The organism is Spirillospora sp. NPDC048824 (assembly GCF_043198455.1).
Taxonomy (GTDB): domain Bacteria; phylum Actinomycetota; class Actinomycetes; order Streptosporangiales; family Streptosporangiaceae; genus Spirillospora.
Genome location: NZ_JBICUS010000013.1, coordinates 48,434 through 73,274, shown reverse-complemented (window position 1 = coordinate 73,274; position 24,841 = coordinate 48,434). Strand labels below are relative to the sequence as shown.

At 75.7% G+C, this 24,841-nt stretch carries 26 protein-coding genes and 1 pseudogene; 13 read left to right on the top strand and 14 right to left on the bottom strand.

The genetic code is table 11. The annotated features are described in order from the left end of the window. Positions 1 to 140: 140 nt before the first annotated feature. Both ACGFIS_RS24815 and ACGFIS_RS24810 read right to left on the bottom strand, forming a co-directional pair. Entirely contained in the window at positions 141 to 794 is a 654-nt protein-coding gene (locus tag ACGFIS_RS24815) for an HAD family hydrolase (RefSeq protein ID WP_392904255.1), read from the bottom strand. Between the two features lie 71 nt (positions 795 to 865). After that, the gene (locus tag ACGFIS_RS24810; RefSeq protein WP_392972681.1) at positions 866 to 1,297 is read right to left on the bottom strand and encodes a DUF1707 domain-containing protein; all 432 of its coding nucleotides are present in this window, start codon (positions 1,295 to 1,297) and stop codon (positions 866 to 868) included. A 186-nt stretch (positions 1,298 to 1,483) separates the two neighbouring features. On the opposite strand from ACGFIS_RS24810, the gene ACGFIS_RS24805 reads away from it, so the two are divergent. Together ACGFIS_RS24805 and ACGFIS_RS24800 are read left to right on the top strand one after the other, a co-directional pair. Further along, positions 1,484 to 2,158 carry a DedA family protein gene (locus tag ACGFIS_RS24805; protein ID WP_392904259.1) on the top strand — a complete coding sequence of 225 codons (675 nt, stop codon included), beginning with the start codon at positions 1,484 to 1,486 and terminating at the stop codon, positions 2,156 to 2,158. Between the two features lie 105 nt (positions 2,159 to 2,263). Beyond that, entirely contained in the window at positions 2,264 to 2,980 is a 717-nt protein-coding gene (locus ACGFIS_RS24800) for a phosphatase PAP2 family protein (RefSeq protein ID WP_392904262.1), read from the top strand. A 32-nt stretch (positions 2,981 to 3,012) separates the two neighbouring features. Here the strand turns inward: ACGFIS_RS24800 and ACGFIS_RS24795 are convergent, their stop codons facing one another. Both ACGFIS_RS24795 and ACGFIS_RS24790 read right to left on the bottom strand, forming a co-directional pair. Next, positions 3,013 to 3,681, bottom strand: coding sequence for a response regulator (locus tag ACGFIS_RS24795; RefSeq protein WP_392904265.1), 669 nt, complete (start codon positions 3,679 to 3,681; stop codon positions 3,013 to 3,015). Further along, the gene (locus ACGFIS_RS24790; RefSeq protein WP_392972679.1) at positions 3,678 to 5,600 is read right to left on the bottom strand and encodes a sensor histidine kinase; all 1,923 of its coding nucleotides are present in this window, start codon (positions 5,598 to 5,600) and stop codon (positions 3,678 to 3,680) included. Before ACGFIS_RS24790 ends, ACGFIS_RS24795 begins: the two co-directional genes overlap by 4 nt. A gap of 338 nt (positions 5,601 to 5,938) precedes the next feature. On the opposite strand from ACGFIS_RS24790, the gene ACGFIS_RS24785 reads away from it, so the two are divergent. The 6 genes from ACGFIS_RS24785 to ACGFIS_RS24760 all read left to right on the top strand — a co-directional run bounded on the left by ACGFIS_RS24785 (position 5,939) and on the right by ACGFIS_RS24760 (position 9,802). Beyond that, positions 5,939 to 6,073, top strand: a complete 135-nt coding sequence (locus ACGFIS_RS24785) for a hypothetical protein (protein ID WP_392972677.1) — start codon at positions 5,939 to 5,941, stop codon at positions 6,071 to 6,073. Further along, positions 6,070 to 6,735, top strand: a complete 666-nt coding sequence (locus ACGFIS_RS24780) for a response regulator (RefSeq protein WP_392904273.1) — start codon at positions 6,070 to 6,072, stop codon at positions 6,733 to 6,735. Before ACGFIS_RS24785 ends, ACGFIS_RS24780 begins: the two co-directional genes overlap by 4 nt. A 55-nt stretch (positions 6,736 to 6,790) precedes the next feature. Next, entirely contained in the window at positions 6,791 to 7,444 is a 654-nt protein-coding gene (locus tag ACGFIS_RS24775; protein WP_392972675.1) for an RNA polymerase sigma factor, read from the top strand. Then, positions 7,441 to 8,268: a methylated-DNA--[protein]-cysteine S-methyltransferase gene (locus ACGFIS_RS24770; protein ID WP_392904277.1), complete on the top strand. Its 828-nt coding sequence runs from the start codon at positions 7,441 to 7,443 to the stop codon at positions 8,266 to 8,268. Before ACGFIS_RS24775 ends, ACGFIS_RS24770 begins: the two co-directional genes overlap by 4 nt. Positions 8,269 to 8,397: 129 nt before the next feature. Further along, positions 8,398 to 9,471, top strand: a complete 1,074-nt coding sequence (locus tag ACGFIS_RS24765; protein ID WP_392904279.1) for an NAD-dependent epimerase/dehydratase family protein — start codon at positions 8,398 to 8,400, stop codon at positions 9,469 to 9,471. A 79-nt stretch (positions 9,472 to 9,550) separates the two neighbouring features. Beyond that, on the top strand, positions 9,551 to 9,802 hold the full coding sequence (locus ACGFIS_RS24760; RefSeq protein WP_392904281.1) for a hypothetical protein: 252 nt from the start codon (positions 9,551 to 9,553) through the stop codon (positions 9,800 to 9,802). A 206-nt stretch (positions 9,803 to 10,008) separates the two neighbouring features. Here the strand turns inward: ACGFIS_RS24760 and ACGFIS_RS24755 are convergent. From ACGFIS_RS24755 to ACGFIS_RS24740, 4 genes and pseudogenes are all read right to left on the bottom strand, one after another. Further along, positions 10,009 to 10,167 (bottom strand): annotated as a pseudogene (locus tag ACGFIS_RS24755) (CDGSH iron-sulfur domain-containing protein); the annotation flags it as partial. Positions 10,168 to 10,264: 97 nt separating this feature from the next. Then, on the bottom strand, positions 10,265 to 11,005 hold the full coding sequence (locus tag ACGFIS_RS24750; protein WP_392904283.1) for a HemK2/MTQ2 family protein methyltransferase: 741 nt from the start codon (positions 11,003 to 11,005) through the stop codon (positions 10,265 to 10,267). Beyond that, positions 11,002 to 12,144 carry an iron-containing redox enzyme family protein gene (locus ACGFIS_RS24745; RefSeq protein ID WP_392904285.1) on the bottom strand — a complete coding sequence of 381 codons (1,143 nt, stop codon included), beginning with the start codon at positions 12,142 to 12,144 and terminating at the stop codon, positions 11,002 to 11,004. The genes ACGFIS_RS24750 and ACGFIS_RS24745 overlap by 4 nt, the downstream gene beginning before the upstream one ends. Beyond that, the gene (locus ACGFIS_RS24740) at positions 12,141 to 13,430 is read right to left on the bottom strand and encodes a glutamate--cysteine ligase (protein WP_392972673.1); all 1,290 of its coding nucleotides are present in this window, start codon (positions 13,428 to 13,430) and stop codon (positions 12,141 to 12,143) included. The genes ACGFIS_RS24745 and ACGFIS_RS24740 overlap by 4 nt, the downstream gene beginning before the upstream one ends. A gap of 215 nt (positions 13,431 to 13,645) precedes the next feature. Between ACGFIS_RS24740 and ACGFIS_RS24735 the strand changes: the two genes are divergently transcribed. Then, positions 13,646 to 14,272, top strand: a complete 627-nt coding sequence (locus ACGFIS_RS24735) for a cysteine hydrolase family protein (RefSeq protein ID WP_392972671.1) — start codon at positions 13,646 to 13,648, stop codon at positions 14,270 to 14,272. Positions 14,273 to 14,279: 7 nt separating this feature from the next. Then, positions 14,280 to 15,269 (top strand): GlxA family transcriptional regulator, encoded by a 990-nt coding sequence (locus tag ACGFIS_RS24730; RefSeq protein WP_392972669.1) that lies wholly within the window; start codon positions 14,280 to 14,282, stop codon positions 15,267 to 15,269. Positions 15,270 to 15,291: 22 nt separating this feature from the next. Here the strand turns inward: ACGFIS_RS24730 and ACGFIS_RS24725 are convergent, their stop codons facing one another. Beyond that, positions 15,292 to 15,918, bottom strand: coding sequence for an IMPACT family protein (locus ACGFIS_RS24725; RefSeq protein WP_392904294.1), 627 nt, complete (start codon positions 15,916 to 15,918; stop codon positions 15,292 to 15,294). A gap of 88 nt (positions 15,919 to 16,006) precedes the next feature. Here ACGFIS_RS24725 and ACGFIS_RS24720 point away from each other — a divergent pair, with 88 nt between their 5' ends. After that, positions 16,007 to 16,426, top strand: a complete 420-nt coding sequence (locus ACGFIS_RS24720) for an ester cyclase (RefSeq protein WP_392904297.1) — start codon at positions 16,007 to 16,009, stop codon at positions 16,424 to 16,426. A 20-nt stretch (positions 16,427 to 16,446) separates the two neighbouring features. Here ACGFIS_RS24720 and ACGFIS_RS24715 read toward each other — a convergent pair whose 3' ends face one another. Continuing rightward, positions 16,447 to 17,226 (bottom strand): HAD-IIA family hydrolase, encoded by a 780-nt coding sequence (locus tag ACGFIS_RS24715; protein WP_392972667.1) that lies wholly within the window; start codon positions 17,224 to 17,226, stop codon positions 16,447 to 16,449. Positions 17,227 to 17,413: 187 nt separating this feature from the next. Here ACGFIS_RS24715 and ACGFIS_RS24710 point away from each other — a divergent pair, with 187 nt between their 5' ends. Beyond that, positions 17,414 to 19,117: a class I adenylate-forming enzyme family protein gene (locus ACGFIS_RS24710; RefSeq protein ID WP_392904301.1), complete on the top strand. Its 1,704-nt coding sequence runs from the start codon at positions 17,414 to 17,416 to the stop codon at positions 19,115 to 19,117. Between the two features lie 75 nt (positions 19,118 to 19,192). Here the strand turns inward: ACGFIS_RS24710 and ACGFIS_RS24705 are convergent, their stop codons facing one another. The 3 genes from ACGFIS_RS24705 to ACGFIS_RS24695 all read right to left on the bottom strand — a co-directional run bounded on the left by ACGFIS_RS24705 (position 19,193) and on the right by ACGFIS_RS24695 (position 22,755). Then, positions 19,193 to 19,768, bottom strand: a complete 576-nt coding sequence (locus ACGFIS_RS24705) for a TerD family protein (RefSeq protein WP_392904304.1) — start codon at positions 19,766 to 19,768, stop codon at positions 19,193 to 19,195. A 151-nt stretch (positions 19,769 to 19,919) separates the two neighbouring features. Beyond that, positions 19,920 to 21,728 (bottom strand): acyl-CoA dehydrogenase, encoded by a 1,809-nt coding sequence (locus ACGFIS_RS24700; RefSeq protein ID WP_392904307.1) that lies wholly within the window; start codon positions 21,726 to 21,728, stop codon positions 19,920 to 19,922. Positions 21,729 to 21,741: 13 nt separating this feature from the next. Then, positions 21,742 to 22,755 (bottom strand): ACP S-malonyltransferase, encoded by a 1,014-nt coding sequence (locus ACGFIS_RS24695; RefSeq protein WP_392972665.1) that lies wholly within the window; start codon positions 22,753 to 22,755, stop codon positions 21,742 to 21,744. A 128-nt stretch (positions 22,756 to 22,883) separates the two neighbouring features. Between ACGFIS_RS24695 and ACGFIS_RS24690 the strand changes: the two genes are divergently transcribed. Further along, complete coding sequence (locus ACGFIS_RS24690) at positions 22,884 to 23,963, top strand: 3-oxoacyl-ACP synthase III family protein (RefSeq protein ID WP_392972663.1); 1,080 nt, start codon at positions 22,884 to 22,886, stop codon at positions 23,961 to 23,963. A gap of 91 nt (positions 23,964 to 24,054) precedes the next feature. Here ACGFIS_RS24690 and ACGFIS_RS24685 read toward each other — a convergent pair whose 3' ends face one another. Further along, the gene (locus tag ACGFIS_RS24685; RefSeq protein ID WP_392972661.1) at positions 24,055 to 24,537 is read right to left on the bottom strand and encodes a DoxX family protein; all 483 of its coding nucleotides are present in this window, start codon (positions 24,535 to 24,537) and stop codon (positions 24,055 to 24,057) included. Positions 24,538 to 24,841: the final 304 nt, after the last annotated feature.

Here is a 24,841-nt window from a genome sequence, read left to right as displayed (position 1 = left end):
GGGGTTCTGATCGGTGAGGGTGCTGGCACCGGGTCGTTGGTCGGGCCGGGCGGGTCGGAGTCGATCCGGCGGAGGTGTTCCTCGTGGTCCGTCTGCCGGGGTGCCGCCGGGGTCGAAGGAGACCACGTTCGCCGTGGTGGTCATTCCGTTGGTGGTCGGGTGGGGTGGAGGGTGCGGGCGAGGGTGTACGCCTCGGTGAGGTCGGTGCCGCGGTAGTCGAGGGCGGCGATGTCGGCGAGGTGGTGGTCGGCGTTGACGGCGACGGTGTTGGTGAGGTGGCGGAACAGGGGCGCGTCGGACATGGAGTCGCCGTAGGCGGTGCATTGTTCGGTGGTGAGGCCGTGGCGGGTGCGGAGGTCCTCGGTGATGTGGACTTTGTCGTCGGGGGTGAGGATTCCGGCGGGGTCGAGGGTGCCGGTGAAGGGCATCGGGGGGAAGCGGGAGGCGATGACGTCGTCGAAGCCGAGGCCGAGGAGGTGGTGGGCGAAGAAGTCGGGCGACATGGTGATGACGGCGGAGTGTTCGCCGCGGGCGCGGATGTCGGCGCAGACGTCGGCGATGCCGGTGAGCCAGGTGGCGGCGGTGTAGGCGGTGGCGACGATGGCGGGGGTGAGGTGGCGCCAGAGGCGGTGGATTTCCTGGGAGAAGCCGCGGGTGTCGAGGGTTCCGGCGGTGAAGCGGGCCTCGAGGTCGTGGAGTTCGGTGAGGGTGCCGAGGTGCCGGGCGACTTCCAGGTTGGCGGTGGTGCCGGTCAGGAGGGTGCCGTCCATGTCGAAGATGTGCAGGTGTCCCACAGGGGTGCAGTGTGGTCGCACGCCGGGACGCCCATCCACTTGTTTCCGGGCCGGGCCGGGCCGGGCCGGTGTCAGTGGTCGTCGCGTGAGGGCCAGATGGCGTAGGAGATGAGGATGGCGGCCCAGATGCCGAGCGGGACGGCGGGCCAGTAGGACGTCCACTCCCCTTTGCGGAGTGCGGAGATGGCCCAGATGGCGGTCATGATGGCGGCGGCGCCGGTCCAGTAGTTCCATTCGTCGCGCCAGGCGCGTTTGTCGGCTTTGGTCTTGGCGGTGCGGCGGGCGGTTTCGGCGCGGTGGCGGGCGGTCTGGGAGGGGGGCAGGTCGGCGGTGAGGCGGTGCAGGTCGCCGTGGGTGGTGGCGGTGAGGGCGCGGTCGAGGCGGCGGCCGTGTTCGGCGGGGTCGAGGGCTCCGTCGGCGAGGGCGTCGCCGAGGCGTTGGACGGTGGTGTCGCGGTCGTGGTCGGAGGCGCGGGTCCGGTCGTGGGCGGGCTGGTGGTGCATGGTCGGTTCCCCTGGTCGGTGTGTGTTTCCAGGGTTGCGCGGGGTGGGGGTGCGGGGCGTCCTTCGTGGTGAGGAAGCGGGTGTACTTCGTTCGCAGGACGTAGTGGGCCCTCTGCCGAAGGTCGGGGGTGGCCGTGGTCGTTCGGGTGGTTCGGGGGCGGGTGGTGTTTTTCTAGCGTCGGGTTCATGGACATGGACGCGGTCATGGGTGTGGTGGATACGGCGGTGACGTCGCCGTGGTTCTATCTGGCGCTGTTCGCGGTGGCGGCGTTGGACGCGTTCTTCCCGGTGGTGCCGAGCGAGAGCATGGTGATCACGGCGGGTGTGTACGCGGTGTCGGGGCGGCCGGATCTGGTGCTGGTGGTGGTCGTGGCTGCGCTGGGGGCGTTCGTCGGGGATCACGTGTCGTATCTGGTGGGGCGCGGGTCGGGTGGGCGGGTGGTGCGGGGGCTGCGGCCGGGGACGCGGCGGTTCGCGGCGTTCGGGTGGGCGCGGCGGACGATGGCCGAGCGGGGCGGGCTGATCTTGGTGGTGGCGCGTTATGTGCCGGGTGGGCGGACGGCGGTGACGCTGACGATGGGGGCGGTGGGGTTCCGGCTTCGGTCGTTCTCGTTGTTCGCGGCGGTGGCGGCGGTGTCGTGGGGGTTGTACGGGGCGGTGCTGGGTTATGTCGGCGGGGTGGCGTTCGAGGATGATCCGTTGAAGGGCGTTGTGGTGGGGATCGGGCTGGCGTTGTCGGTGACGGCGTTGGTGGAGGGGATCCGGTTCGCGCGGCGGCGTCGGCGGGGGCGTCGTGCGGAGGCGGGGTCGTCGCCGGAGGGGCGCGGTTCGCGGCGGGTGGGGTCGTTGCCGGGCGTGTGATCGCCGGAAGCGCCGGAAGTGGCGGGCGTGTGGCCGTAGGGTGAACTTCGGCGGAACGTGCGGTGTCTCAAGGGTGTCGGGCCGTCGTCGATCGTGAGGGAGAGCATGGGAGCGCCGGAGTTCAGCGCCGATCTGTACCGGGACATCACGGGGTTCGCGGAGGGCACGCCGTCGTGGGTGCATACGGCGGCGGAGGTGGGGACGGACGCGGGGCTGCTGTTGTTCGCGGTGTTGTTCGTGGCGGGCTGGTGGCGGGCCCGGGCGGGGGACGCGCGGGCGATGGGGCTGGCGCTGGCGGCGCCGTTCGCGGTGGTGGCGGCGTATCTGGTGAGTGAGGTTTCCAAGACGTTCATCGAGGAGGAGCGGCCGTGCCGGGCGGTGCGGGGGGCGGTTCACATCGCGGCGTGCCCGTCGCCGGGCGACTGGTCTTTTCCGAGTAATCACGCGACGATCGCGGCGGCGTCGGCTGCGGCGATCGTGGTGGCGTGGCGGGCGATGGCGCCGCTGGTGTTGCCGCTGGCGGCGCTGATGGCGTTCTCGCGGGTGTTCGTGGGTGTGCATTATCCGCATGATGTGGCGGCGGGGTTCGTGCTGGGTGTGGTGGTGGCTTCGGTGGTGGCGCTGGTGCTGGTGGCGGTGCTGCGTCCGCTGGTGGAGTCGTTGCGGGGCGTGGCTGTGGGTGCGGTGGTGCTGGGGGCGCGGCCGGTGGCGGCGGGTGGCCGCGGTGTGGCCGTCGGGGCTGTGCGGCCGGTGGATGAGGCGTCGGTGACGATGCCGGACGTGATGGGTGGTGTGACCCGCGGGGGCGGCCGGTGGTCCTAGCGGGGTGAACGGGCCGCTCCCCCGGCGGGTTGTCAGGGGGTGTCGCCGGTGGCGTCGACGAGGCCGGCCTCGTAGGCGATGACGGCGGCCTGGACGCGGTTGCGGACGTCCAGGCGGGTGAGGATCGCGCTGACGTAGGCCTTGACGGTGCCTTCGACGACGTGGAGGCGCGCGGCGATCTCGGCGTTGGACAGGCCGGCGCCCAGCAGGGCCAGGACGTCGCGTTCGCGTGGGGTGAGGCGTGCGGTGCGGTGGCGGGCGCGGGCGCCGCCGGCGAGGCGGCCGCCGCCGAGTTCGGTGATGACGCGGTGGGCGACCTTCGGGGACAGGTAGGCGGCGCCGCCGGCGACGGCGCGGACGCCGGCGATGAGTTCGCGGGGGTCGCCGGATTTGAGGAGGAAGCCGCTGGCGCCGCCGGCCAGGGCGCGGGCGATGTACTCGTCCTCGCCGAACGTGGTGAGCATGATGACGCCGGTGGCGGGGGCGGCGCGGCGCAGTTCGGCGGCGGCGGCGAGGCCGTCGAGGCGGGGCATGCGGATGTCCAGGAGGGTGACGTCGGGGCGGTGGCGCAGGGTGAGTTCGACGGCTTCGTGCCCGTCGGCGGCTTCGGCGACGACGTCGATGCCGGGGTCGGCGGCCAGGATCGCGCGGACGCCCGCGCGGATCATGGCCTCGTCGTCGGCGAGCAGTGCCCGGATCACTGGTTCTCCTGTCGTTGCCGGCGCTGCGCGCTGAGCAGGCTGGTGTCGTAGGCGTTCTTGTCGGTGAGGCGGCCGCCGGTGAAGCAGAGCCGGTAGATGCGGGAGATGCCGAGCAGGTCGGCGTCGGGGCGGTAGTAGCGGCAGTCGGCGTGCGGGGGTTCGGGGACGGTTTCGCGGACGGTTCCGGCGCCCATCGCCTGCATCGGCGGGAGGGTGTGCTGGGCGCGGGCTTGGGGGGTGCCGAGGCGCAGCGCGGCGTAGTCGGCGGGCGGCAGGACGGAGTTGAGGGTGGCGTAGATGTGGTAGCCGGCCATGACGGCGCCGAGGGCGGTCATGAGGGCGGCGGGGACGGCGATCGCGGTGATCAGGCCGCGGCGGACCTGGCGGCGTTCGCTGGCGAGGTGGCGGGCCGATTCGGAGGGCCACTCCCCCGGTGGCGGGCCGGTGAGGCCGAGGGCGGTGCGCAGTGCCGTGGCGGCCGCGGATCCGGTGGCGGGCCCGGTCGCGGTGGTGCCGGCGGCGGGCGGGCCGGTGGGTCCGGTGCGGGGTTCGGCCGGGGTCGGGGGCAGGTCGGCGGTGACCTCGAAGCCGCCCGCGGGGGTGGGGCCGGCGTGCAGGGTGCCGCCGAGGAGACGGACCCGTTCGGTGAGGCCGGTCAGGCCGTGACCGCCGGACGGCAGGAGCGGCGGCCCGCCGGGCGGGGGGCGGTTGGTGACCGTGACGGTCACCGCGCCGCCCGTTCCGCCCGGTTCGGGGGGCGGGCCGGGTTCGGGCGGGTCGTGGCGGGTCAGGTGCACGGTGACGGCGGCGCCGGGGGCGTGCTTGGCGGCGTTGGTGACGGCCTCCTTCACGACGCGGTGGGCGGCGAGCGCGACCATGGGCGGCAGGTCCGCAAGGTCGGCGGCGGCGTCCGCGTCGGCGAGGCGGACGGGGACGCCGGAGGCGCGGGCGCGTGCGATGAGTTCGGAGATGCTCTCGCGGGAGGGCCGGACCGGAGCCGTCCCGTCCCCGCCGCCCTCGCTCGGGCCGCCCTCATGCGGGCCGGTCTCGCCGGGGAAGGCGGTGCCGGGGGCGGTGTCCTCGTGGAGGACGCCGATGATCTCGCGGAGGTGTTCGGTGGCTTCGGCCGCGCCGGCGCGCAGCTGCGCGGCGGCGTCGCGGTGGCGGCCGTGCAGTCCTGGTGCGACCTGCAGGGCGCCGGCGCGGACGGCGATGAGGGCGAGCTCGTGGCCGAGGGAGTCGTGCATGTCCTGGGCGATGCGGGCGCGTTCGCGGAGCCGTTCGCGTTCGGCGATGATGCGCTGCTCGTGTTCGAGGCGTTCGGCGCGCTCCCATCCGGCGTGCAGGAGTTCCTGGTACTGGCGCCAGTAGCGGCCGACCAGCCAGGGCAGGACGCCCAGCAGCACCAGCCAGACCGTGGAGGGGAACCAGGCGGTGACGGCCAGGCCGCGGGCGACGGCCAGGGCCGTCCCGGCGACGAACACGGTGGTGAACACCCACAGCAGCGGCTGGGCTCGGAGGGTCCGCCGTCCGGTCAGGTAGGACAGCACCGGCATGGCGAACACGAAGTTGCCGTGCAGGAGGATCAGCGAGATGGAGGTGAGCAGCGCGGCCGTGGGCCAGGTGCGGCACATCGCGACGGCGGCGGCCAGGACGGCCAGGCCGCCGGCCAGCAGCCACCAGGACGCCAGCAGGGGCTGCAGCGGCGAGATCATGTCGACGGCGACGGGGAACGCCAGCGCCCCGTACAGCAGGACGTCCTTGACCACAGCGGACCGGGACGGTCGGCGGACGGCCTCGCGCAGCGTCCGGGGCCTGGTGATCCGCGTGGCGGCGGCACCGGCCGCGCGGGCGCGGGCCGCCGCCGCGGCGGCGCGCCGGTGGCGGGAGGCGGGGCGGGGGGACGCCGTGTCGTTCACGCGCTCCACGCTACAAGCCGGTGAACTGCGGTGTTACTGACGAAAGTCAGGGGTGCGGCGGGGCGGCGGCCGGCTCCCTGCGGTGATCTTGGGGTCTGGTGTGGGAGGGGATGCGGCTGAACTACGGTTGGCCCGTGACAGCGTCGCCCCCCAGCAGCCGTGTGCGCGGTGCCGTGCGCGCGGCCCGCGCGGCCCGCGCGGCGGTGCGTGCGCCGCGGTGGTGACCGTGACGGTGTCGCGTGTGCCCGGAGCGGTGATCGTGCAGGTCGACGACGACGGCTCCGGCGGCACCGGGGAGCCGGGCGCGGGCGGGCGCGGGCGGGAACGGGCGGCGGGGCATGCGCGAGCGCGCCGCCTCGGTGGGCGGGCAGATGACGGCGGGACCGGGCCCGGCGGGCGGGTTCCGGGTGTGGGCGCGGCTGCCGGTCGGCGGCCGCGGCGGCGAGCGGGAGCAGATGGAGGAGATCGCGTGATCCGGGTGATGCTGGCCGACGACCAGACGCTGGTGCGGGCGGGGTTCCGGTCGATCCTGGAAGGCGAGGACGACATCGAGATCGTCGCCGAGGCCGGGGACGGGGATCAGGCGGTGCGCAGGGCGTCGGAGCTGCGGCCCGACGTGGTGCTGATGGACATCCGGATGCCCGTCCTGGACGGGCTGGAGGCCACCCGCCGCATCATCACCGACCCGCGGCTGGACGCCGTCCGGGTCGTGATCTTGACGACGTTCGATCTGGACGACTACGTCTACGGCGCGATCAAGGCCGGGGCGAGCGGGTTCCTGGTCAAGGACACCGAGCCGCCCGAGCTGATCCACGGGGTGCGGGTCGTGGCGCGCGGTGACGCGCTGCTGGCGCCGACCGTGACGCGGCGGCTCATCGCCGAGTTCGCGTCCCGGATCACCGCGCCGCCGCCGGCGGTGGAGCTGAACTCCCTCACCGACCGGGAGCGCGAGGTGCTGGAGCTGGTGGCGGCCGGGCTGTCGAACGAGGAGATCGCCGGGCGGCTGGTGCTGTCGCCCGCGACCGCCAAGACCCATGTGAGCCGCATCCTGTCCAAGCTGGGGGCGCGGGACAGGGCGCAGCTTGTGGTGCTGGCCTACGAGACGGGCATGATCCGTCCCGGATGGCTCGGCTGACACGGCCGTCCCGGCCCGGGTGCAACCCGGCGGGGCGCGGTGGTGTTGAACGGATGTGACGGCAACGGACGAAGCTCTCATCCCTCCCGCAGGCGCGGGCGCGAGCGACGCGGCGGGCGCGCGGGTCGTCGCGGCGCTGTCGCGTGACCTGGACGACGGGTTCGCGGTCCTGTACGAGGCGTACCGCAGCGCGGTGTTCTCCACCGCGCTGCGGCTGTGCGGGCGGTGGGCCGAGGCCGAGGACCTGTCCGCGGAGGCGTTCCTGCGCGCCTACCGGGCGCTGTGCGGTTACGGGCCGGAGCGGATCGCGGAACTGCGGCCGCGGGCGTGGCTGCTGACGATCCTGACCAACGTGTGGCGCAACAGCGTGCGGTCGGCGGCGCGGCGCCCGCCGCCCGGCCCGATCGAGGACGTTCCCGACCCGCCCGACCCCGGCGAGGGCGTGGAGGACACCGCGGCGCGCCGCGAGACCGGGCGTGAGCTGGCGGCGCTGCTGGCGCGGCTGCCGGGCGACCAGCGCGCCGCGGTCGTGCTGCGGCACGTCACCGGCCTGCCCGTCGCCGAGATCGCCGCCGTCCTCGGCATGCCCGTGGGCACCGTCAAATCGCACGTCTCCCGGGGCCTGGCCCGCCTGCGCGACCTGCGCGGCGCGGGGACCCCCGGCCCGGGAGGACATGATCGGCAGCAGGAGCGAGGGGGCATCAGATGATTCGCAACGACCCCGCCGGCGAGGCACCCCGCCCGCAGGCCGCCGAGACGACCGGGGATCTGGCGGCGGATCTGGCGGGGCTGGCCGCAGACGCGCCCCCCGGCCTGCTGGACCGCATCGCGGCGCGCCGCGTCCACGTCCCCGGGCCGCTGCCCGGCCCCGCGTCCGGGCTGAGCACCGGCCTGCAGGTCGCCTTCACCGACCACGGCGTCGCCTACCTGCGCGCCGGCATGGACGAGCGGGAGTTCGCCGCCGCGTTCCGTGCCCGGTTCGGGCGGCCGCTGCTGCCCGCCGCCGGCCCGCCCGCCGGGCTGGTGCCCGCGCTGCGGACCGGGCGGCTGGGCGGCCTGCGGCTGGACCTGCGGGGCCTCAGCGAGTTCGAGGCCGCCGTGCTGCGCGCCGCCGCGCAGATCCCGCGGGGGCAGGTCCGGCCGTACGCGTGGGTGGCGCGGGCGGCGGGGCGTCCGAAGGCGGTCCGCGCGGTCGGGTCGGCGCTGGGCCGCAACCCCGTTCCGCTGCTGATCCCCTGCCACCGCGTCACCCGCTCGGACGGGACGCTCGGCGACTACGTGTTCGGCGCCGGCGCCAAGGAGCGGCTGCTGCGCGCCGAGGACGTCGACGTCGACGAGGTCACCGCGCTGGCGCGGCGCGGCGTGCGGCTGGTCGGCAGCGACACCACGGGGATCGTGTGCTACCCCACCTGCGGTGACGCGCGGCGGATCACGCCGCGGCACCGGCGCGGGTTCGGTGACCTGGCCGCCGCGGAGGCCGCCGGGTACCGGCCGTGCCTGCGCTGCCGGCCCGGCGACCCGCGTCCCGCCTGACCGGTCCCGCCGCGGCCCGGGGCCGGTGCGGGGCCGGGGGCGCATAGATCGGCCCGGGGCGGGAATGGGGCGGTCCCGTCCACCTGCGGGAACGGCCCCGTGGGGGCGGGCGACCAGGGGGAGGCCGCCATGCGCGTCGTCGTCACCGGCGCCACCGGCAACATCGGAACCAGAACCGTCCGTGCGCTCGCCGCGGACCCGGGCGTCACCGCCGTCACCGGCCTGGCCCGCCGTGAACCCGGCGGCGCCGATCCGGCCGGGGCCGGCGCCGCCGCCGGGAAGGTCGAGTGGGCCGAGGCCGACGTCACCGACAGCGACCTGGTCCCGCTGATGCGCGGCGCCGACGCCGTGGTGCACCTGGCCTGGCTGTTCCAGCCCACCCACCGCCCGGCGGTGACATGGGACGCCAACGTGGTCGGCAGTTCCCGCGTGTTCGCCGCCGCCGCCGAGGCCGGTGTGCGCAACCTGGTGTACTCCTCGTCGGTCGGCGCCTACTCCCCCGGCCCCAAGGACCGGGCGGTCGACGAGTCCTGGCCCACGCACGGCTGGCCCGGCGCCGCCTACAGCCGCGAGAAGGCCTACGTCGAACGGCTCCTGGACGTGTTCGAGGCCCGCAACCCCGGGTGCCGCGTCGTGCGGATCCGGCCGGGGTTCATCTTCGAGCGGCAGAGCGCGTCCCAGCAGCGGCGGCTGTTCGCCGGGCCGCTGCTGCCCGGCCGCCTCGCCCGCCCCGGCCTGATCCCCGCCGTCCCGGACCTGCCCGGGCTGCGGCTGCAGGCCCTGCATTCGGCCGACGCCGGTGAGGCGTTCCGGCTGGCCGCCACCGGCGGCGCCCGCGGCGCGTTCAACATCGCCGCCGACCCCGTCCTGGACGCCGCCGAACTCGCCGGGATCCTCGGCGCCCGCACCGTCCGGCTCCCGGCGCGGGGCGTGCGGGCCGCGCTGGCCGCCGCGTGGACGCTGCACCTGGTGCCCGCATCCCCCGGCCTGTTCGACCTGGCCCTGGAGGTCCCGATCATGGACGTGTCGCGGGCACGCGACGAGCTGGGCTGGACGCCCCGGCGCACCGCCCGCGAGGCCATCGAGGAGTTCCTGGAAGGACTTCGGGCCGGGGCCGGGCGCGACACCCCGCCGCTGTCGCCCGAGACCGGCGGTCCGGTGCGCGCCCGCGAGTTCGCCACCGGCATCGGCCGCAAACCCTGAACCGCGGCACACCGGGACACTCACCCGCACCCGCCCGCGACACCTGCCCAGAACACCTGCCCAGAACACGGAGGTCACCATGCCGACGATCACTCCCGACCACCTGCACGCCCTGCTGGCCTCCGCCGACCGCGACGCCGCGCTCGTCGTCGTCGCCGGTGAGGCCACCGTCGTCCCGGCCGACCCGTCCCGCGGCGGGGGACCCGAGGATGCGCTGGTGATCACCACCCGGGACGCGGTGATCGCCGAACTGGACACCGGCGCCAACGAGGAGCAGATCGAAACCCTCGCCCAGCGCCTGGACGTCGCCCTCGAAAGCCTCGGCGGCTGAACCGCCGCCTCGCGGGCCGCAAAGCCGAGCGATGGAGCTGCGGCCCGCCGGGGGCGTCCCCGGGAGGCGGGGGGGTGGAGCGCTCAGCGGCCCTCCCCGCGCTTTCCTTCAAGGTCTTCGCCGTGGCCGGTGCACGGACGTCGCCCGTCCGGCCCGGGCGGATCATCCGGCGAGTCCGCCGTGTCCGGCAGGTCCGAGGCGCCCGCGCGGACGCGGCGGCGGTGGCTGGTGTCGCAGAACGGGTAGGCGCGGCTGCGCCGGCACGCGCACAGCGCCACCAGGAAACGGTCCGACACCACCGTCCGCCCGTCCGGCAGGACCACCTCGACCGGGCCCTCCACCAGCACCGGCCCGCCCGGCACCATCCTCACCCGCCGCCGGTCCCGCTCGCCGCCGCCGGGCGGGACGCCGCGCTCAGGCCCCGCGACCGCGTCGCCTTCACGCCGCGCGGCGGCGTCGCACTCACGCCGCGCGGCGGCCATGGCCCCCACGTCCCTGCGGTCCCGCGTGCCCGCCGGGTCCGGCCAGGCCCCCGTGCCGCGCACCGCCCTCGACGCGGTCGGCGCGCACCACCACGAGGTCCTCGTACTGCTGCCCGGGGCGCAGCAGCCCCCGCGCCCGCAGGTCGGCGGCGCGGCGCCGCATCACCGGGCCCAGCGGCTCACGCCGCCGCGCCACCACCGACGCCCGCATCCCGGCGCGCCGCAGCGACAGCAGTGTCTCCGCCACCCCGTTCAGCGCCGAATGCACCACCAGCAGCGTCCCCGACGGCGTCAGATGCCCCGGCGCCGCCGCGCAGATCCGGTCCAGCAGCACCCGGCCGCCCGGCCCCGCCTCCCACGCGCGGGCCCGGCCCCGCGCCGCCGCGGGGTCGGTTCCGCCCGCCACGTACGGGGGGTTGGCGACGATCACGTCGAACACCTCGCCCGCCACCGGCGCGAACAGGTCGCCGCGCAGCACCCGCACCGGCAGGCCCCGCACCAGCGCGTTCACCCGCGCCGCCAGCACCGCCTGCGCCGACACGTCGACCGCCACGACCTCGCAGCCGTCGCGGGCGGCGGCCATCGCGACCGCGCCCGTCCCGGTGCCGATCTCCAGCAGCCGCGCGCCGGGCGGGATCCGCGCGCCGCGCAGCGCGCCCGCCAGCAGCCGCGTGTCGGACTGCGGGCGGTACACGCCCGGCGGCCTGAGCAGCGGCATCATCGCTCCCCCTCACCCGCCGCCGCGGAACCCGCCGGCGAGCCCGGCAGCGGGCGGCGCAGCGACGACCGCGGGGGCCGCCGCCAGGAACCCAGCAGGTGCGCGGCCAGGCGGTCCTCCAGCAGTCCCGTCGCCCGCACCCCCAGCACCACGTCCCCCGCCAGGCCGGGCTCGTCCTCCAGCAGCCCGCCGATCACGTCGTGGCGCAGGACCTGCTCGTGGACGGCGTCGGCCTCGATGTGCTCGGTGTAGAACAGCACGGCCCGCGGCCCGGCTCCCAGCCGCTCCAGCGCCCGCGCCATCCGCCGCGCCGACGGCGCCGTGGTGATCTCCGCGGCGGCGAAATGGCCCACCAGCGCGCCCCGCAGCGACCGCCGCAGTCCGAACAGCGACATCATGTTCACCGTCGCCAGCATCACCGCCGGGGCCGCGTCCACGTACGCGCCGTAGGAGGGGTCCAGGCCCAGCTCGTCCAGCAGATCGGCGTACAGGCCCTGGTGGAGCATCTCCGGCCGGCCGCCGCCGAACTCGTCGTGCTCCACGGCGACCAGCGCCGTCTTGGCGCGCCCCCGCAGCCTGGGCACGACCCACGCGTGCGGGTCGGCCTCCTTCAGGTGGTACACCGACCGCAGCGCCGCGTGCTCCAGCAGCTGCCACCACTGCCCGTCGTCGCGCAGGTGGTGGGTGACGCCGCGTGCGCCCACCGGCTCGATCAGCAGCTCCTCCAGCGCGTCCTGCACGCCGGTCCCGCCGGGGTGGGACGCGGTGTCCCGGCGCAGCGCCGCCAGGAAGGCCTCCTCCATCGTCCCGCGCAGCCGCAGCAGCCCCGGATCCCACTCCCAGTCCGGGTCGACCCCGGTGAACCCGCGGTAGTGCAGCTCGAAACAGGTGTGCAGCGCCAGCTGCAGATCCTCGCCGTACGGGTCGGCCGACCCGGCCCGCCGCACCGCGTGCGCGGCCGGTGCCCGGCTCCGCGCGGCACCGGGCGGCGGGCCGGCCGCCAGGGCCTGCACGACGGCCCGCGACAGCGGCCCGCGCGGGGCGGGCAGTGCCGGCGCCGCGTCCCCCGCCCGCCGCGGCGGTGGCGGAGGCCGCCGGTGCGCGGGGCGCGGGAGGTGCCCGGGGTGGTGCAGAACGGTCATGTCTCCTCCGTGGTGCGGGGGATGTCCGGCTGCGGTACCCGCTCACACGCGTCCCATACGCCCGATTCCTCCCCCGGTGCCGCTCCGGCGGGCCGGCCCGGCCCGTCCGCCGCGGCGTCCGGGGGGCCGCCCGCGAGCCCGCCGGACCCGGTCTGCCGGGCCAGCAGGTCCACCGCGGCGCGGGGACCGCCCCGCCGGGCGGCGCGGCGCTGCCGGTCCGCGCCCGTCCCGGCGCGGCGGACGCCCTCCACCAGCGCGACCACCGCCGCCAGGTCCCCGGTCTCGGCCAGGGACGGGCCGGCGCGGGTGAGCAGATCCTCGGCCCGCCGCCACGCCGGCACCGCCCGCCGGGTGAACGGGTCCAGCGCCGGGCCGGCCATCCCGTGGCGGGCCGCGTTCCACAGCGCCGCCGCGCACACCTGCCCGTCCACGGGCGCGGCCTCCCGCCCGCCGGCCAGGTCCGCCAGCGCCGCGCCGACCAGGCCCCGCACCAGCGCCGCCTGCAGCACCGCCTCGTCGGCGGTCGCCGCCGCGTCCGCCGCGCGCACCTCCACCGTCGGCCACCGCGGCGACGGCCGCGCCAGCCAGAAACTCATCGCCTCGTCCACCAGGACGCCCGCCTCCACCAGCGCCGCGACGCGCCCGTCGTACTCGGCCGCCGACGCCGAGAACGGCGGAGTCCCCGCACCCGGGAACCGCGCCATCTCCACGATCCGGCGGCTGTCGTGGCGGCCGGCGCGGCCGTGGCCGAACGGGGAGTTCACCGACAGCGCCACCAGCACCGGCAGCCACGGCCGCAGATGGTTCACCACCGCCACCGCCGTCTCCCGGTCCGCGACGCCCACGTGGACGTGGCAGCCGCACGCCTGGTAGTCCTCCACCACCTCCCCGTACGCCTCCATGATCGCGGCGAAGCGGTCGCCGGCCGCCGGCGGCGGGGGCGGTCCGCCCAGCACGGGCGCGCCCGCCGACACCAGCCGCGCGCCGGCGGCCCGCGCGGCACCGGCGAGCCGCGCCCGGCTGCCGCGCAGCTGCGCCCGCAGGCCCGCGAGGTCCCGGCACACCCCGGTCGCCGCCTCCACCTGCGAGGTGAGCAGCTCGGCGTGGAACGCGGCGCCCGAGGCGCGCCACGGGTGCGGCTCCGCCTCCGCCAGGACCCGTTCCGCGTGCGGGACGCACACCCCCGACTGCGCGTCGACCAGCAGGAACTCCTCCTCGACCCCGAGGGTCACCCCCGGTTCCCCGGCGCCCCCGCCCGCTCCGGCGTCCGCGTCGTGCCCGCCCATGCCGCATCCCCCCTGATCCCCGCGCCGGTCCCCGCGGACGTGCGGACCCGCCACACCCCGGGGGCCCGTCTACCCGGGGATGCCCGTACAGGACGGCCCCTCCCTCCCCTCGCCCAAGATCCTTTCCGCCGGGTGGGGTCCGGTGACCGGATCGTTCCGCATCGCGCCGCGATGATGCCTACCGGGCGCCGCGCCGGCCGGGCAGCATCACGGGCATGAACCACGACACCGACAGCGACCGGGCCCTGCTGGTCATCGACGTCCAGGAGTCCTTCCGCCGCCGCCCGAACTGGCGGGCGGTGTCGGCCCCCGACATCGACGCCCGCGCCGCCCGGCTCGCCGGCGCCGCCCGCGCCGCCGGCGACCTGGTCGTGTGGGTCCTGCACGCCGAGCCCGGCACCGGCGGCGTGTTCGACCCCGAAATCGGCCACGTCCGCCTCATGGACGGCCTCGCCCCGGCCGCAGGCGAGCCCGTCCTGACCAAGACCTCCCGCAACGCCTTCACCACCACCGCGCTGCAGCAGATGCTCACCGAACGCGGCATCCGCGAACTGGTCGTCTGCGGCATCCAGACCGAGCAGTGCTGCGAGACCACCGCCCGCCTGGCCGCCGACCTCGGCTACCGCGTCACCTTCGTCACCGACGCCACCGCCACCTTCCCCATCCCCCACCGCGACGCCCCGCCCGGACGGTCCCTGGCCGACGTGCTGGCCGACCCCGCCACCCTGCTGCCCGACCAGATCATCGCCCGCACCGAGTACGCCCTGGCAGGGAGGTTCGCCGACATCGCCGCGCTCGACGACCTCGCCCCCGTTCCCGGCCCCGCCGGCGCTGTAAACTGACCGGATCGTGACCCGGATCGCCTTCCTTCTCGTCCCCGGAGTGCACCTGCTCGACCTCGCCGGCCCGGCCCAGGTGTTCTCGACCGCCGCCGACGGCGGCCTGCCCTACCGGCTGTCCTACGTCGCCGACCGGCCCGGCGCCGAGCCGGACACCGGCGCAGGCGAGCACACGGGGACGACCGGACCACCGGGGGCCGGGGACGCCGGGACGGTGAGCGTCGCCGCCGCCCAGGGGCTGCCCCTGCTGGCCTCCTCCGCCTGGCCGCACCTGACCGCCGCCGACATCGTCATGGTCCCCGGATGGCGGTGGGGCCGCGGCGGCCCGCACGCCCCGCCCGTCTCGCGCGGCGCCGCCCGCCGGCTGGCCGCCCACCACGCCGCCGGCGGGCTGGTCGCCAGCGTCTGCGCCGGCGCGTTCGCCCTCGCCCACGCCGGGCTCCTGGACGGCCGCCGCTGCACCACCCACCACGAGCTGCAGGACGCCCTGGCCCGCCGCCACCCCCGCGCCGCCGTCGTCCGCGACGTCCTGTACGTCACCGACGGCCGCGTCGTCACCTCCGCCGGCATCGCCAGCGGCATCGACCTGGCCCTGCACCTGCTCGCCTCCCGGCACGGCCCCGGCGCCGCAGCCCGCACCGCCCGCGCCATGGTCGTGTACACGCGCCGCAACGGCGACGAACCCCAGGCCGGGATCATGCTCCGCCACCGCGGCCACCTCAGTGACGCCGTGCACCGCGCCCAGGACCTCATCGACGCCGGCTACACCCGGCCCCTGCCGCTGGCGGCCCTGGCCGCCGAGGCCGGCGTCAGCGAACGCACCCTCACGCGCCGGTTCACCGCCGCGACCGGCCTCACCCCGCTGCGGTACCAGCAGGAGCTCCGGCTGGAACGCGCCGAGCACCTCCTCGGGCAGGGCGCCACCGCCGACGCCGCCGCCCGCGCCGTCGGCTTCAACGACGCCCGCATGCTCCGCCGCCTCCGCGCCCGCACCCCCTGACCGCCCGGACCGGGGGCGTCCGCTAGCGGGGGACCGGAACCTCGACGTACCCGGGTGCGCCGCGCCGCAGCGACGCGCGCCCGGCGGTGACCTGCGCCGCCCACGCCTCGAAGTCGTCCAGGTCGGTGACCGGGACCGCGACGTCGGCCTCCACGCCCTCCCCGTAGCGGACGTCGCCGGGCTGCACGCCGCGGCCGTGCAGGTCGCCCAGGAACCGGCCCGCCAGCGCGTGGTCCACGCCCACGGTGACCGTCACCACCGGGCGCAGCTCCACCACCCCGACCGCGTCGACGGTGTCGGCGACGGCCTGCGCGTAGGCGCGCACCAGGCCGCCCGCGCCGAGCTTGACGCCGCCGAAGTAGCGGGTGACGACCGCGACGGTGCCGGTCAGGCCGCGCCGCGTCAGCACCTCCAGCATCGGGATGCCCGCCGTCCCGGCCGGTTCGCCGTCGTCGCTGCTCTTGGTGATCTCGCCGTGCTCGCCGACCACGTAGGCGGTGCAGTTGTGGGTGGCGTCGCGGTGCGCCCGCCGGTGCCGGGCCAGGAACGCCACCGCCTCGGCCTCGCCGGCGGCGCGGGCGAGGGTGCAGACGAAACGGGACTTGCGGATCTCCAGCTCGCGGGAGCCCGCCTGCTTGATCATGCGCATGGTCGGCTCCGAGTGTATGCGGTGCCGGTCCGGCCGGTCCGGCGCGGGCGTTTGACGCCGGGGCGCCGCGGGCACGCAGCGTGACGTGATGGATGCGCTGGAGGAGTTGTACCGCCGCTGGCTGTTCGAGGTGTGGAACGGCGACTTCGACGTGGCCGCGCGGATCCTCACCCCGGACTTCACCGGCCACTGGCCGAACCTGGAGGTCCACGGGCCGGAGGAGGCCGTCGACCAGGTCCGCCGCTCCCACGCGTACTTCACCGGCGTCCGCACCACCCTGGACGTCGGACCCGTCGTCCAGGGCGTGGCGGACGACGGGATGGTCGCCGCGGCATGGACCTTCCACGGCGCCTACCGCGGCGGAATCCCCGGCGCCACCGCCGCGCCCGGCACCCCCGTCTCCTTCCGCGGCCAGGACATCTTCCGCGCGCGGGACGGCCGGTTCGCCGAGTACTGGGTCGTCTCCGACGCCCTGGGCCTGATGACCGCCCTGGGCGCCCTCGGCTGACCCGCGGGCCCGGGGCCGGGTCAGACCAGGTCGAGGAGGTCGGCGATCGAGGGCACGACGCGGCTGGGGCGGAACGGGAACCGGGCGATTTCGTCCTCGCGGGTCACGCCGGTCAGGACCAGGATCGTCTCCAGACCGGCCTCGACGCCGGCGACGATGTCGGTGTCCATGCGGTCGCCGATCATCGCGGTGGACTCGCTGTGCCCGCCGACGCGGTTCAGCGCCGTCCGCATCATCAGCGGGTTCGGCTTGCCGACGAAGTAGGGCTCCACGCCCGTCGCGCGGGTGATCATGGCGGCGACCGCGCCGCACGCGGGCAGCGACCCCTCCGGGGACGGGCCGACCGGGTCGGGGTTGGTCGCCACGAACCGCGCGCCGCCCTCGATCAGCCGGATCGCGCGGGTGATCTGGGAGAAGCTGTAGGTGCGTGTCTCGCCCAGCACCACGTAGTCGGGGTCGATGTCGGTCAGCACGAAGTCCGACTCGTGCAGCGCCGTCGTCAGTCCCGCCTCCCCGATCACGTACGCCGACCCGGCGGGCCGCTGGTCGGCCAGGAACCGCGCGGTCGCCAGCGCCGACGTCCAGATCGACTCGGGCGGCACCCGCAGGCCCGCCGCGGCCAGGCGCGCCGACAGGTCCCGGCGGGTGTAGATCGAGTTGTTGGTCAGGACCAGGAAGGGCTTGCCGGACGCCGACAGCCGCCGGATGAACTCCTCGGCGCCGGGGACGGGGCGGCCCTCGTGCACCAGGACCCCGTCCATGTCCGACAGCCAGTATTCGATCGGCCCGCGCTCGTTCATGCCCCCATTGTCGCAGGATCCGCGCAGGCGGGGATCTTCGCCCGGGCCGCCGGACCGGACGCGCCCGCCGCGGCAGGGGCGTTGACCTGCGCGTGATGCGGATCATAGATTTCGGGCACGGCGCACCGAATCATGTTCGGCGATCGGGTCGTGCGGCGGTGCGCCGTCATCCCGCGGGAGGCGCGACGTGCACGACCAGCAATTGCCGGCCATCGCCGAGGTCAGGGCGGCGATGACGGCGCCCGGGCAGTTGTTCGAGATGGACGAGGCCGATGTCCGCGGCGTGCGGACCCGCGTCTGGAAGAACGCCCCGCCCACCCTCCGCGAGATCCTGGAGATCTCCCGCGCCCACGGCGACGCGCCGTACCTGGTGTACGAGGACGACCGGCTGAGCTTCGCCGACCACTACGCGCGGGCCGCCGCGTTCGCGCGCCGCCTCATCGACGGCTACGGCGTCGCCAAGGGCGACCGGGTCGCGATCGCGATGCGCAACTACCCCGAGTGGTCGGTGGCGTTCTTCGGCGCCGCCGCCGCGGGCGCGGTCGTGGTGCCGCTGAACGCGTGGTGGACCGCCGCCGAGCTGGAGTACGGCCTGGCCGACAGCGGCGCGAAGGTCCTCATCGCCGACGCCGAACGCGCCGGCCGCCTCGCCGGCGTCCTGCCGGGGCTCGGCGTCGCCTGCCTGGTCGCCCGCGGCGGCGGCGCCGTCCCCGGCGGCTGCGAGCCGTTCGAGGACGTGCTCGGCGACGCCGGCGACCCCGCCGCCGCGTCCCTGCCGGACGTGCCGCTCGACCCCGACGACGAGGCCACCATCTTCTACACCTCCGGCACCACCGGCCGCCCCAAGGGGGCGCTCGGCACCCACCGCAACATCGCCACCAACCCCGTCAGCCTCGCCTACGGGATCATGTCCGCCGGGGTCCGCGCCGGCCGGACGGTCGAGGAGCTGACGGCGCCGCAGCCGCGGGTGACGCTGCTGAGCGTCCCGTTCTTCCACGCCACCGGCTGCCACTCGGTCCTGGTCACCAGCGCCCTGCAGGGCGGCACCGTCGTGATGATGTACAAGTGGGACGTGCGGACCGCGCTGGAGCTGATCGAGCGGGAACGCGTCACCGGGTTCGGCGGCGTCCCCACCATGGCGTGGCAGGTGCTGACCTCCCCCGACTTCGGCGAGTACGACACCTCCAGCCTGACCGGCGTCAGCTACGGCGGCGCGCCCGCCGCGCCCGCCCTCGTCGACAAGATCAAGGAGCGGCTGCCCGAGCGGATCCCCGGCAACGGCTACGGCCTGACCGAGACGTCGTCGGTCACCACCTACAACGGCGGCGTCAACTACCTGGAGCGGCCCGAGAGCGTCGGCCCGCCCGTCGCGGTATGCGACGTCAAGGTCGTCGATCCGGCCGGGGAGGAGCTGCCGGCCGGGGAGGTCGGCGAGCTGCTCATCAAGGGCCCCAACGTCATCAAGGGCTACTGGAACAAGCCCGAGGCGACCGCGCAGTCGTTCACCGGCGGCTGGTTCCACAGCGGCGACCTGGCCCGCCTGGACGACGACGGGTTCGTCTACATCGTCGACCGCGCCAAGGACATGCTCATCCGCGGCGGGGAGAACATCTACTGCGCCGAGGTCGAGGCGGCCCTTTACGAGCATGCCGCCGTGGCCGACTGCGCCGTGATCGGCGTCCCCCACCAGGTCCTCGGCGAGGAGGTCGGCGCCGTGATCGTGCCGCGTCCCGGCGCCGCCGTCACCGAGCAGGACATCGCGGAGTTCCTGGCCGGGCGGATCGCGGCGTTCAAGGTCCCGGTGCACTACTGGTTCCGGGACGAGGGCCTGCCCCGCAACCCCGGCGGGAAGATCCTCAAGACCCGGCTGCGCGAGGAGCTCCTCGGCTGACCCGCCCCGGGGCGCCCGGACATGCGGCGGGGCGCCCCGGGACCTGCCCGGGACGCCCCGCCCTGCCGCGGACGCTCAGACGTTGACGCCGAAGTCGGAGGCGATGCCCGACAGGCCCGAGGCGTACCCCTGGCCCACCGCGCGGAACTTCCACTCCGCGCCGCTGCGGTACAGCTCGCCGAACACCATCGCGGTCTCGGTCGAGGCGTCCTCCGACAGGTCGTAGCGTGCGATCTCGGAGTTGTCGGCCTGGTTCACCACCCGGATGAAGGCGTTGCGGACCTGGCCGAAGCTCTGCTGGCGGCCGTCGGCGTCGTAGATCGACACCGGGAACACGATCTTGGCGACGTCGGCCGGGACGGTCGACAGGCTCACCTTGATCTGCTCGTCGTCGCCCTCGCCCTCACCGGTGAGGTTGTCGCCGGTGTGCTCGACCGACCCGTCCGGGCTCTTGAGGTTGTTGAAGAACACGAAGTGCTGGTCCGACAGGACCTTGTTCTCCGCCGAGCACACCAGGGCGCTGGCGTCGAGGTCGAAGTCGGTGCCGGTCGTGGTCCGCACGTCCCAGCCCAGACCAACCACGACGGCGGTCAGTCCGGGAGCCTCCTTGGTCAGCGAGACGTTGCCGCCCTTGCTCAGACTGACTCCCACTGTGTCTACCTCCGTATCGGCCTCTGCGGGTGCGATTCACCCGCGCGCGTTTCGTCTGTCTTACGAGAACGGTAGCCACCTCACGCGGGTTCCCCCGCCTCCTTGGCAAAATCACGGCGTGGCGTGCCGGTTTTCCCCGCCGCCGCGGCCCTCACCCGCCGCCGAGGAACGCGGCGGGCGCGCCGATCGCGGGGGGAAGCCCGAACGCGGCGGCCAGCTCCCCGGCGCGCGGGGCCAGCTCGTCGCACACCGCCCGCCGCGACGCCCACACCTCGTCGAGCATGCCGGGCGGCGCCACGCCCTCGTTCAGCAGGTCGGCGGCGCGGTGCTCCAGCCGGTTCAGGGCGTGCAGGCGCAGCACGGGGCGCAGCTCGGGCGGCCCCGCCTCGACGGCGGCGGCGAGGATGTCCAGGACGATCCGGTCGGCGCAGGCCGCCGCGGTCCGCGCGGCCAGCACCAGGTTGGCGTTCCACGCGGTGAACGCGTCCTCGCCCGAACCGCGGGCGGCCTGCACCCGCGCGGCGAGCCGGTCGCGCATCCGGCGCTCGGCGTCGCGGGCCAGGAACAGCCACACCCGCGGGGATTCCAGGTCGCCGCCGTCGGGCGGCCCGGCCCCCGGCTCGGGCGGGGCGTAGCGGTCCAGTTCGGCCATCGCGCGGGCGGTGTCGTAGAGGATCAGCTCGTTGTCGCCGCCGGCGCTGGTGTAGGCGTGCGCCAGGCCCCGGTAGGCGTTGAGGCGCTCGGCGGCGGCGAACCCGGCCGCGCCGCTGTGCACCCGGCACGCCGACACCGTCTCCTGCGCCTGCGCGGTCGCGGCGGCCTTCAGCAGCGCCAGGTCGCGGTCGACCGCCGACCATGGCGCCCACGCGGTGCCGGGTCCCCCGTCCCCGGCGGCGGGCCCGGCGGAGCGGCGCGCCTGGACGTGCGCGGCGACGGCGGTGAGGGCGTAGCCGGACGCGAGCGCGCCCAGCACCGCCTCCTGCTGGTTGCGGTAGTCGGTCAGCGGGCGGCGCGGCGCCAGCCGGCCGAGCGTGGCGCGTCCCGCCGAGTGCGCCAGCAGCGTCCCCGCCGACGCCCGCGTGATCGCCGCCGACGCGGAGATGACGGCGCGCCACACCGCCGGGGCGATGCCCATCGACCGCGTCAGCCGCGCCGCCGGGGACCCGGCCGGGTCGTGGAAGGCCCCGCCGGCGTCGATGCGGGCGCCGTCGCGCAGCCACGACTCGTAGGGCACCGCCAGATCGTCCAGCAGCACGGCCGCGTAGTCGACCTGAAGGCCCGTCGTCTCGGGCGCCGCGACGATCCGGACGCCGGGCGGGACGGCGCCGCCGGCGCCGCGCAGCGGCACCACGAACACGAACACGCCCTGCTCCCGGCCGCCGTGGACGAGGGTGGCGTAGACGGCGGCGGTCTTGGGGACACGGGGGTGGGCGGTATTGGTGGGGAACTTGGCGGCCTGCGCGTCCGGTGTGCTCAGCACGAACCCGCCGGTGGACGGGTCGTGGCGGGCGAGGGTGCGCGGCGACAGGTGGCTGTTGCTGCGCCCCACCTCGGTCATCAGCAGCGTCCCGAACGAGGTCATCGACTCCAGGTCCTCGCGCGCCCGCCGGGGGCCGTCCTGCCCGGCGCCGAACCGCAGGATCGGGCCGAGCGCCAGGGTGTAGTGCAGCAGCATCACGTGGAACAGGGCGGGGTCGGCGATCGCGGCGCGTTCCAGCAGCGCGCACAGCGCCGGCGGGTCGTCCAGCAGGTCGGTCGCGGGAGGCGCGGCCAGTCCCGCCCGCCGCAGCCGCTCGTAGGTGAGTTCCTGGTGGTCGCGGGCGGTGAGGCCGCCGGGGTAGGCGAAGAACTCGTCGGGGACGGCCTCGGCCAGCCGCGCCCGCGTCTTGGCGTCCAGGGACGTGCCCCGCACGAAGCCGAGCAGGCCCGCGTCGGGAACGGCGCCGGTGAAGGTGTCCATCGCGGTTCCTCCGTCAGGCTCGGGGACGGGCGGCGGGGGCGTGCGTGCCGGGACGCGGCCCGGCCGGGCGGTCGTGCAGGGGCGTCAGGGTGCGCGCGCCCGGCAGCGTCAGCCGGGCGCACTGGGCCAGCGCGTTCCCGGCGCCGGCCTCGGTGAACACCGTCGCGCCCGCTTCGTGGACCGCGCGCAGCGTCTGCGGAAGCCGCACCGGCTTGACGATGCAGTCGGCCAGCGCGCGGTGCAGGTCGTCGCCGTCGCGGTAGGCGCGGCCCCGCACGGGCGAGTGCACCGGCAGCTCCAGCGGCCGCTGCGGGAACCGGCGGATCATCGTGTACCACTCGTCGTCGGCTCCGGCCATCGCCGGATGGTGCGACAGGTAGGGGACGGCGAGCCGGACGGTCCGCACCCCCCGGACGCGTGCCGCGTCCAGGACCCGCTCCAGGGGCCCGTCCGGGCCGGACACGACCGTCACCGACGGCGCGTTCAGGCACGCCACCACGACCTGCGGGGCGGCGGCGGCCTCGATGCAGGCGCGGGCGCCGTCCTCACCGGCCTCCAGCAGGGCCAGGCCGCCGCCGCGGCCGCGCCGCGTCAGCACCCCGACGAGGCTGACGGCCATGCGGGCTCCGTCGGCGATCGCGAACGCGCCCGCGCTGACCAGCGCGGCGATCTCCCCGAAGCTCTGCCCGACCACATGGCCGGGGTGCACCCCGGCGGTGCGCAGGACCCGGTCGACGGCGACCGAGGCGGCGTATCCGGTGAGCTGGGCGACGCCGGGCGCGCGGACCGCCGCGCGGTAGGCGCCGGGGTCCTCCAGCAGGATCGAGCGCAGGGACGGCCACCCGGTGCGCGGCAGGCCCTCCTGGACGGCGTCCAGCACGTCGGCGACGGCGCGGGCGGCGGCGCGCCCGGTGCGGGCGAGCGCGGACAGGTCGGGTGCCCCCGCCGAGCCGGTGCCGGCGAAAAGGAACGCGCACACGTCGTCGGGCTTGAGCTCCTCGGCCGGATGAAGATGAGAGAACGACACGCGGGGGTCTCCTTACCTCGAAGGAAGGCTCTCTTTTCTTTTTGGTACAAGGCCGCTTAACCAATAGTTATGGAACATAAGCCCTGAAATGGGATTATTCGCTTATGGGATCCGTCTGGCAACCGTCAGTGGCACGAGCACCGCACGAACTCCCCTCCCCCGGCGTCCACTCCCAGGCCGTTCACCAGCACGGCGTCCACCAGCACGGCGGGCCTCGGGGGTGGGCGATCCGCGGAACCGGCGCGTACCTGCCCGCCCGGCGGGTGGACAGCGAGGAGCTGTCCCGGTCGATGGGGCTGGATCCGTCCTGGATCGAGGAGCGCACCGGCATCCGCCACCGGCACGTCGCCGGTCCCGGGCAGGCCGCCTCGGACCTGGCCGCGGCCGCCGCCGGGCGCGCGATGCAGGAGGCGGGACTGGGCGCCGGCGACATCGGCCTGATCGTCCTCGGCACGTCCACCCCCGACGAGCTGGGCCCCTCCACCGCCTGCCGCGTGCAGGCGCTGCTGGGCGCCCGCCGCGCCGCCGCGTTCGACGTCTCCGCCGCCTGCACCGGGTTCGTCTACGCGCTGCAGGCCGCGGTCGGCTGGCTCGCCGGCCGTCCCGAGCCCGCGCCGCACGCGCTGGTCATCGGCGTCGAGGTGTACTCGCGCTTCCTCAACCCCGCCGACCGGGCCACCGCCGCGCTGTTCGGGGACGGCGCCGCGGCCGCGGTGATCGGGCCCGTCGCGCCGCCGTACGGGATCGGCCCGGTCACGCTCGGGTCGGACGGCTCCCGCGCCGGAGACGTGCTCATCCCCGCCGGAGGCAGCCGCTCCCCCGCCGGCGCCGGCACCGTCGCCGGGCTCGGCCACACCATCCACATGGACGCCCGTGCCGTGCGCGGCTTCATCGCCGACGTCTTCCCGCGGCTGGTGGCCGAGGCCTGCGAGGACGCCGGGATCAAGCCCGCCGACCTGGCGCTGGTCGTCCCGCACCAGCCCAACCCGCGGCTGGTCGCCGCGCTGGCCGGCGAGGCCCGCCTCGACCCGTCGCAGCTGGCGATCGCCGGGCAGGACGTCGGCAACATCGGCGCCGCCAGCCTCCCCTACGCCCTGGACCGTGCCGTCCGCGACAACCGGATCGCGGCCGGCGACCTGGTCCTGCTCGCCGGCTTCGGCGCGGGCGTGACCTGGGGGCACGCCCTCATCACCTGGCCGCCCGCCTGACCGCCGTCCCGAGCACGCCCCGGCCCCGCGCAACGGCGGACGACCCGGGCCGGGTGGCCTCGGGTCGTCCGCCGTCGCGGTGCGCGCGGTGTCACCGCCCGGTGCGGCCCCGCAGGGAGCGCAGCACCCGGCGGGACTCGGCGCGGCGGTCCCAGGCGACCGCGGCGAGCACGGCGGCGTACGCGGCGGGCAGCAGCGCCCACGCGGGCTCCAGCACCAGGATCTGGGTGAGGACCGCGCCGCCCATCAGGCCGATCAGGCCGGCCGCGGCGAGCCCGGCCAGCCGCGGGATCACCAGCGCGATCGCGCCGGCGGCCTCGACGGCGCCGGTGACGTACCGGAACCACTGGCCCCAGCCGATCTCGTTGAAGGTCTCGACCGCGTCCACCTGCCCGGCGAACTTCGGCAGCGCCGAGGCGAAGAACAGGAACGCCGCGATGAAGATCTGCGCGCCCCACAGCGCCTTGCGCAGGACGCGGCGGTTCTCGCCGGCGGCGGTGTCGTGGGCGGAGTTCCGGGCGGCGGAGTTCCGGGCGGCGGGGATCTGGGTGGCGGGGATCTGGGTGGCGGTCATGGCGGTGGTCCTTCCGTGCGGGTGTCTCATCGGCCTTTCACTGACGCGTCGCACGGGCGCCCGCCGGATCGACATCTCCCCGGATTTTTCTTCGAGTTTTTTCCCGCGGCCGTATCAGCGCAGGTGAGAGAGGCCGCCGGGCAGTCGTCACGACGGCCGCTTCACGACAGCCGCTTCACGACGGCCGCATCACGACGGCCGCTTCACCACGGCCGCTTCACCACGGCCGCTTCACCACGGCCGCTTCACCACGGCCGCTTCACCACGGCCGCTTCACCACGGCCGCTTCACCACGGCCGCTTCA

Excerpts from the sequence above, each read along its gene's own strand:
- ACGFIS_RS24810 (WP_392972681.1), bottom strand. The coding sequence starts at position 1,297 with ATGCACCACCAGCCCGCCCACGACCGGACCCGCGCCTCCGACCACGAC.
- ACGFIS_RS24740 (WP_392972673.1), bottom strand. The coding sequence starts at position 13,430 with ATGGGCGGGCACGACGCGGACGCCGGAGCGGGCGGGGGCGCCGGGGAA.
- ACGFIS_RS24800 (WP_392904262.1), top strand. The coding sequence starts at position 2,264 with ATGGGAGCGCCGGAGTTCAGCGCCGATCTGTACCGGGACATCACGGGG.
- ACGFIS_RS24765 (WP_392904279.1), top strand. The coding sequence starts at position 8,398 with ATGCGCGTCGTCGTCACCGGCGCCACCGGCAACATCGGAACCAGAACC.
- ACGFIS_RS24725 (WP_392904294.1), bottom strand. The coding sequence starts at position 15,918 with ATGCGCATGATCAAGCAGGCGGGCTCCCGCGAGCTGGAGATCCGCAAG.
- ACGFIS_RS24750 (WP_392904283.1), bottom strand. The coding sequence starts at position 11,005 with ATGATGCCGCTGCTCAGGCCGCCGGGCGTGTACCGCCCGCAGTCCGAC.
- ACGFIS_RS24685 (WP_392972661.1), bottom strand. The coding sequence starts at position 24,537 with ATGACCGCCACCCAGATCCCCGCCACCCAGATCCCCGCCGCCCGGAAC.
- ACGFIS_RS24770 (WP_392904277.1), top strand. The coding sequence starts at position 7,441 with ATGATTCGCAACGACCCCGCCGGCGAGGCACCCCGCCCGCAGGCCGCC.
- ACGFIS_RS24805 (WP_392904259.1), top strand. The coding sequence starts at position 1,484 with ATGGACATGGACGCGGTCATGGGTGTGGTGGATACGGCGGTGACGTCG.
- ACGFIS_RS24785 (WP_392972677.1), top strand. The coding sequence starts at position 5,939 with ATGCGCGAGCGCGCCGCCTCGGTGGGCGGGCAGATGACGGCGGGACCG.
- ACGFIS_RS24720 (WP_392904297.1), top strand. The coding sequence starts at position 16,007 with ATGGATGCGCTGGAGGAGTTGTACCGCCGCTGGCTGTTCGAGGTGTGG.
- ACGFIS_RS24735 (WP_392972671.1), top strand. The coding sequence starts at position 13,646 with ATGAACCACGACACCGACAGCGACCGGGCCCTGCTGGTCATCGACGTC.
- ACGFIS_RS24745 (WP_392904285.1), bottom strand. The coding sequence starts at position 12,144 with ATGACCGTTCTGCACCACCCCGGGCACCTCCCGCGCCCCGCGCACCGG.
- ACGFIS_RS24715 (WP_392972667.1), bottom strand. The coding sequence starts at position 17,226 with ATGAACGAGCGCGGGCCGATCGAATACTGGCTGTCGGACATGGACGGG.
- ACGFIS_RS24760 (WP_392904281.1), top strand. The coding sequence starts at position 9,551 with ATGCCGACGATCACTCCCGACCACCTGCACGCCCTGCTGGCCTCCGCC.
- ACGFIS_RS24700 (WP_392904307.1), bottom strand. The coding sequence starts at position 21,728 with ATGGACACCTTCACCGGCGCCGTTCCCGACGCGGGCCTGCTCGGCTTC.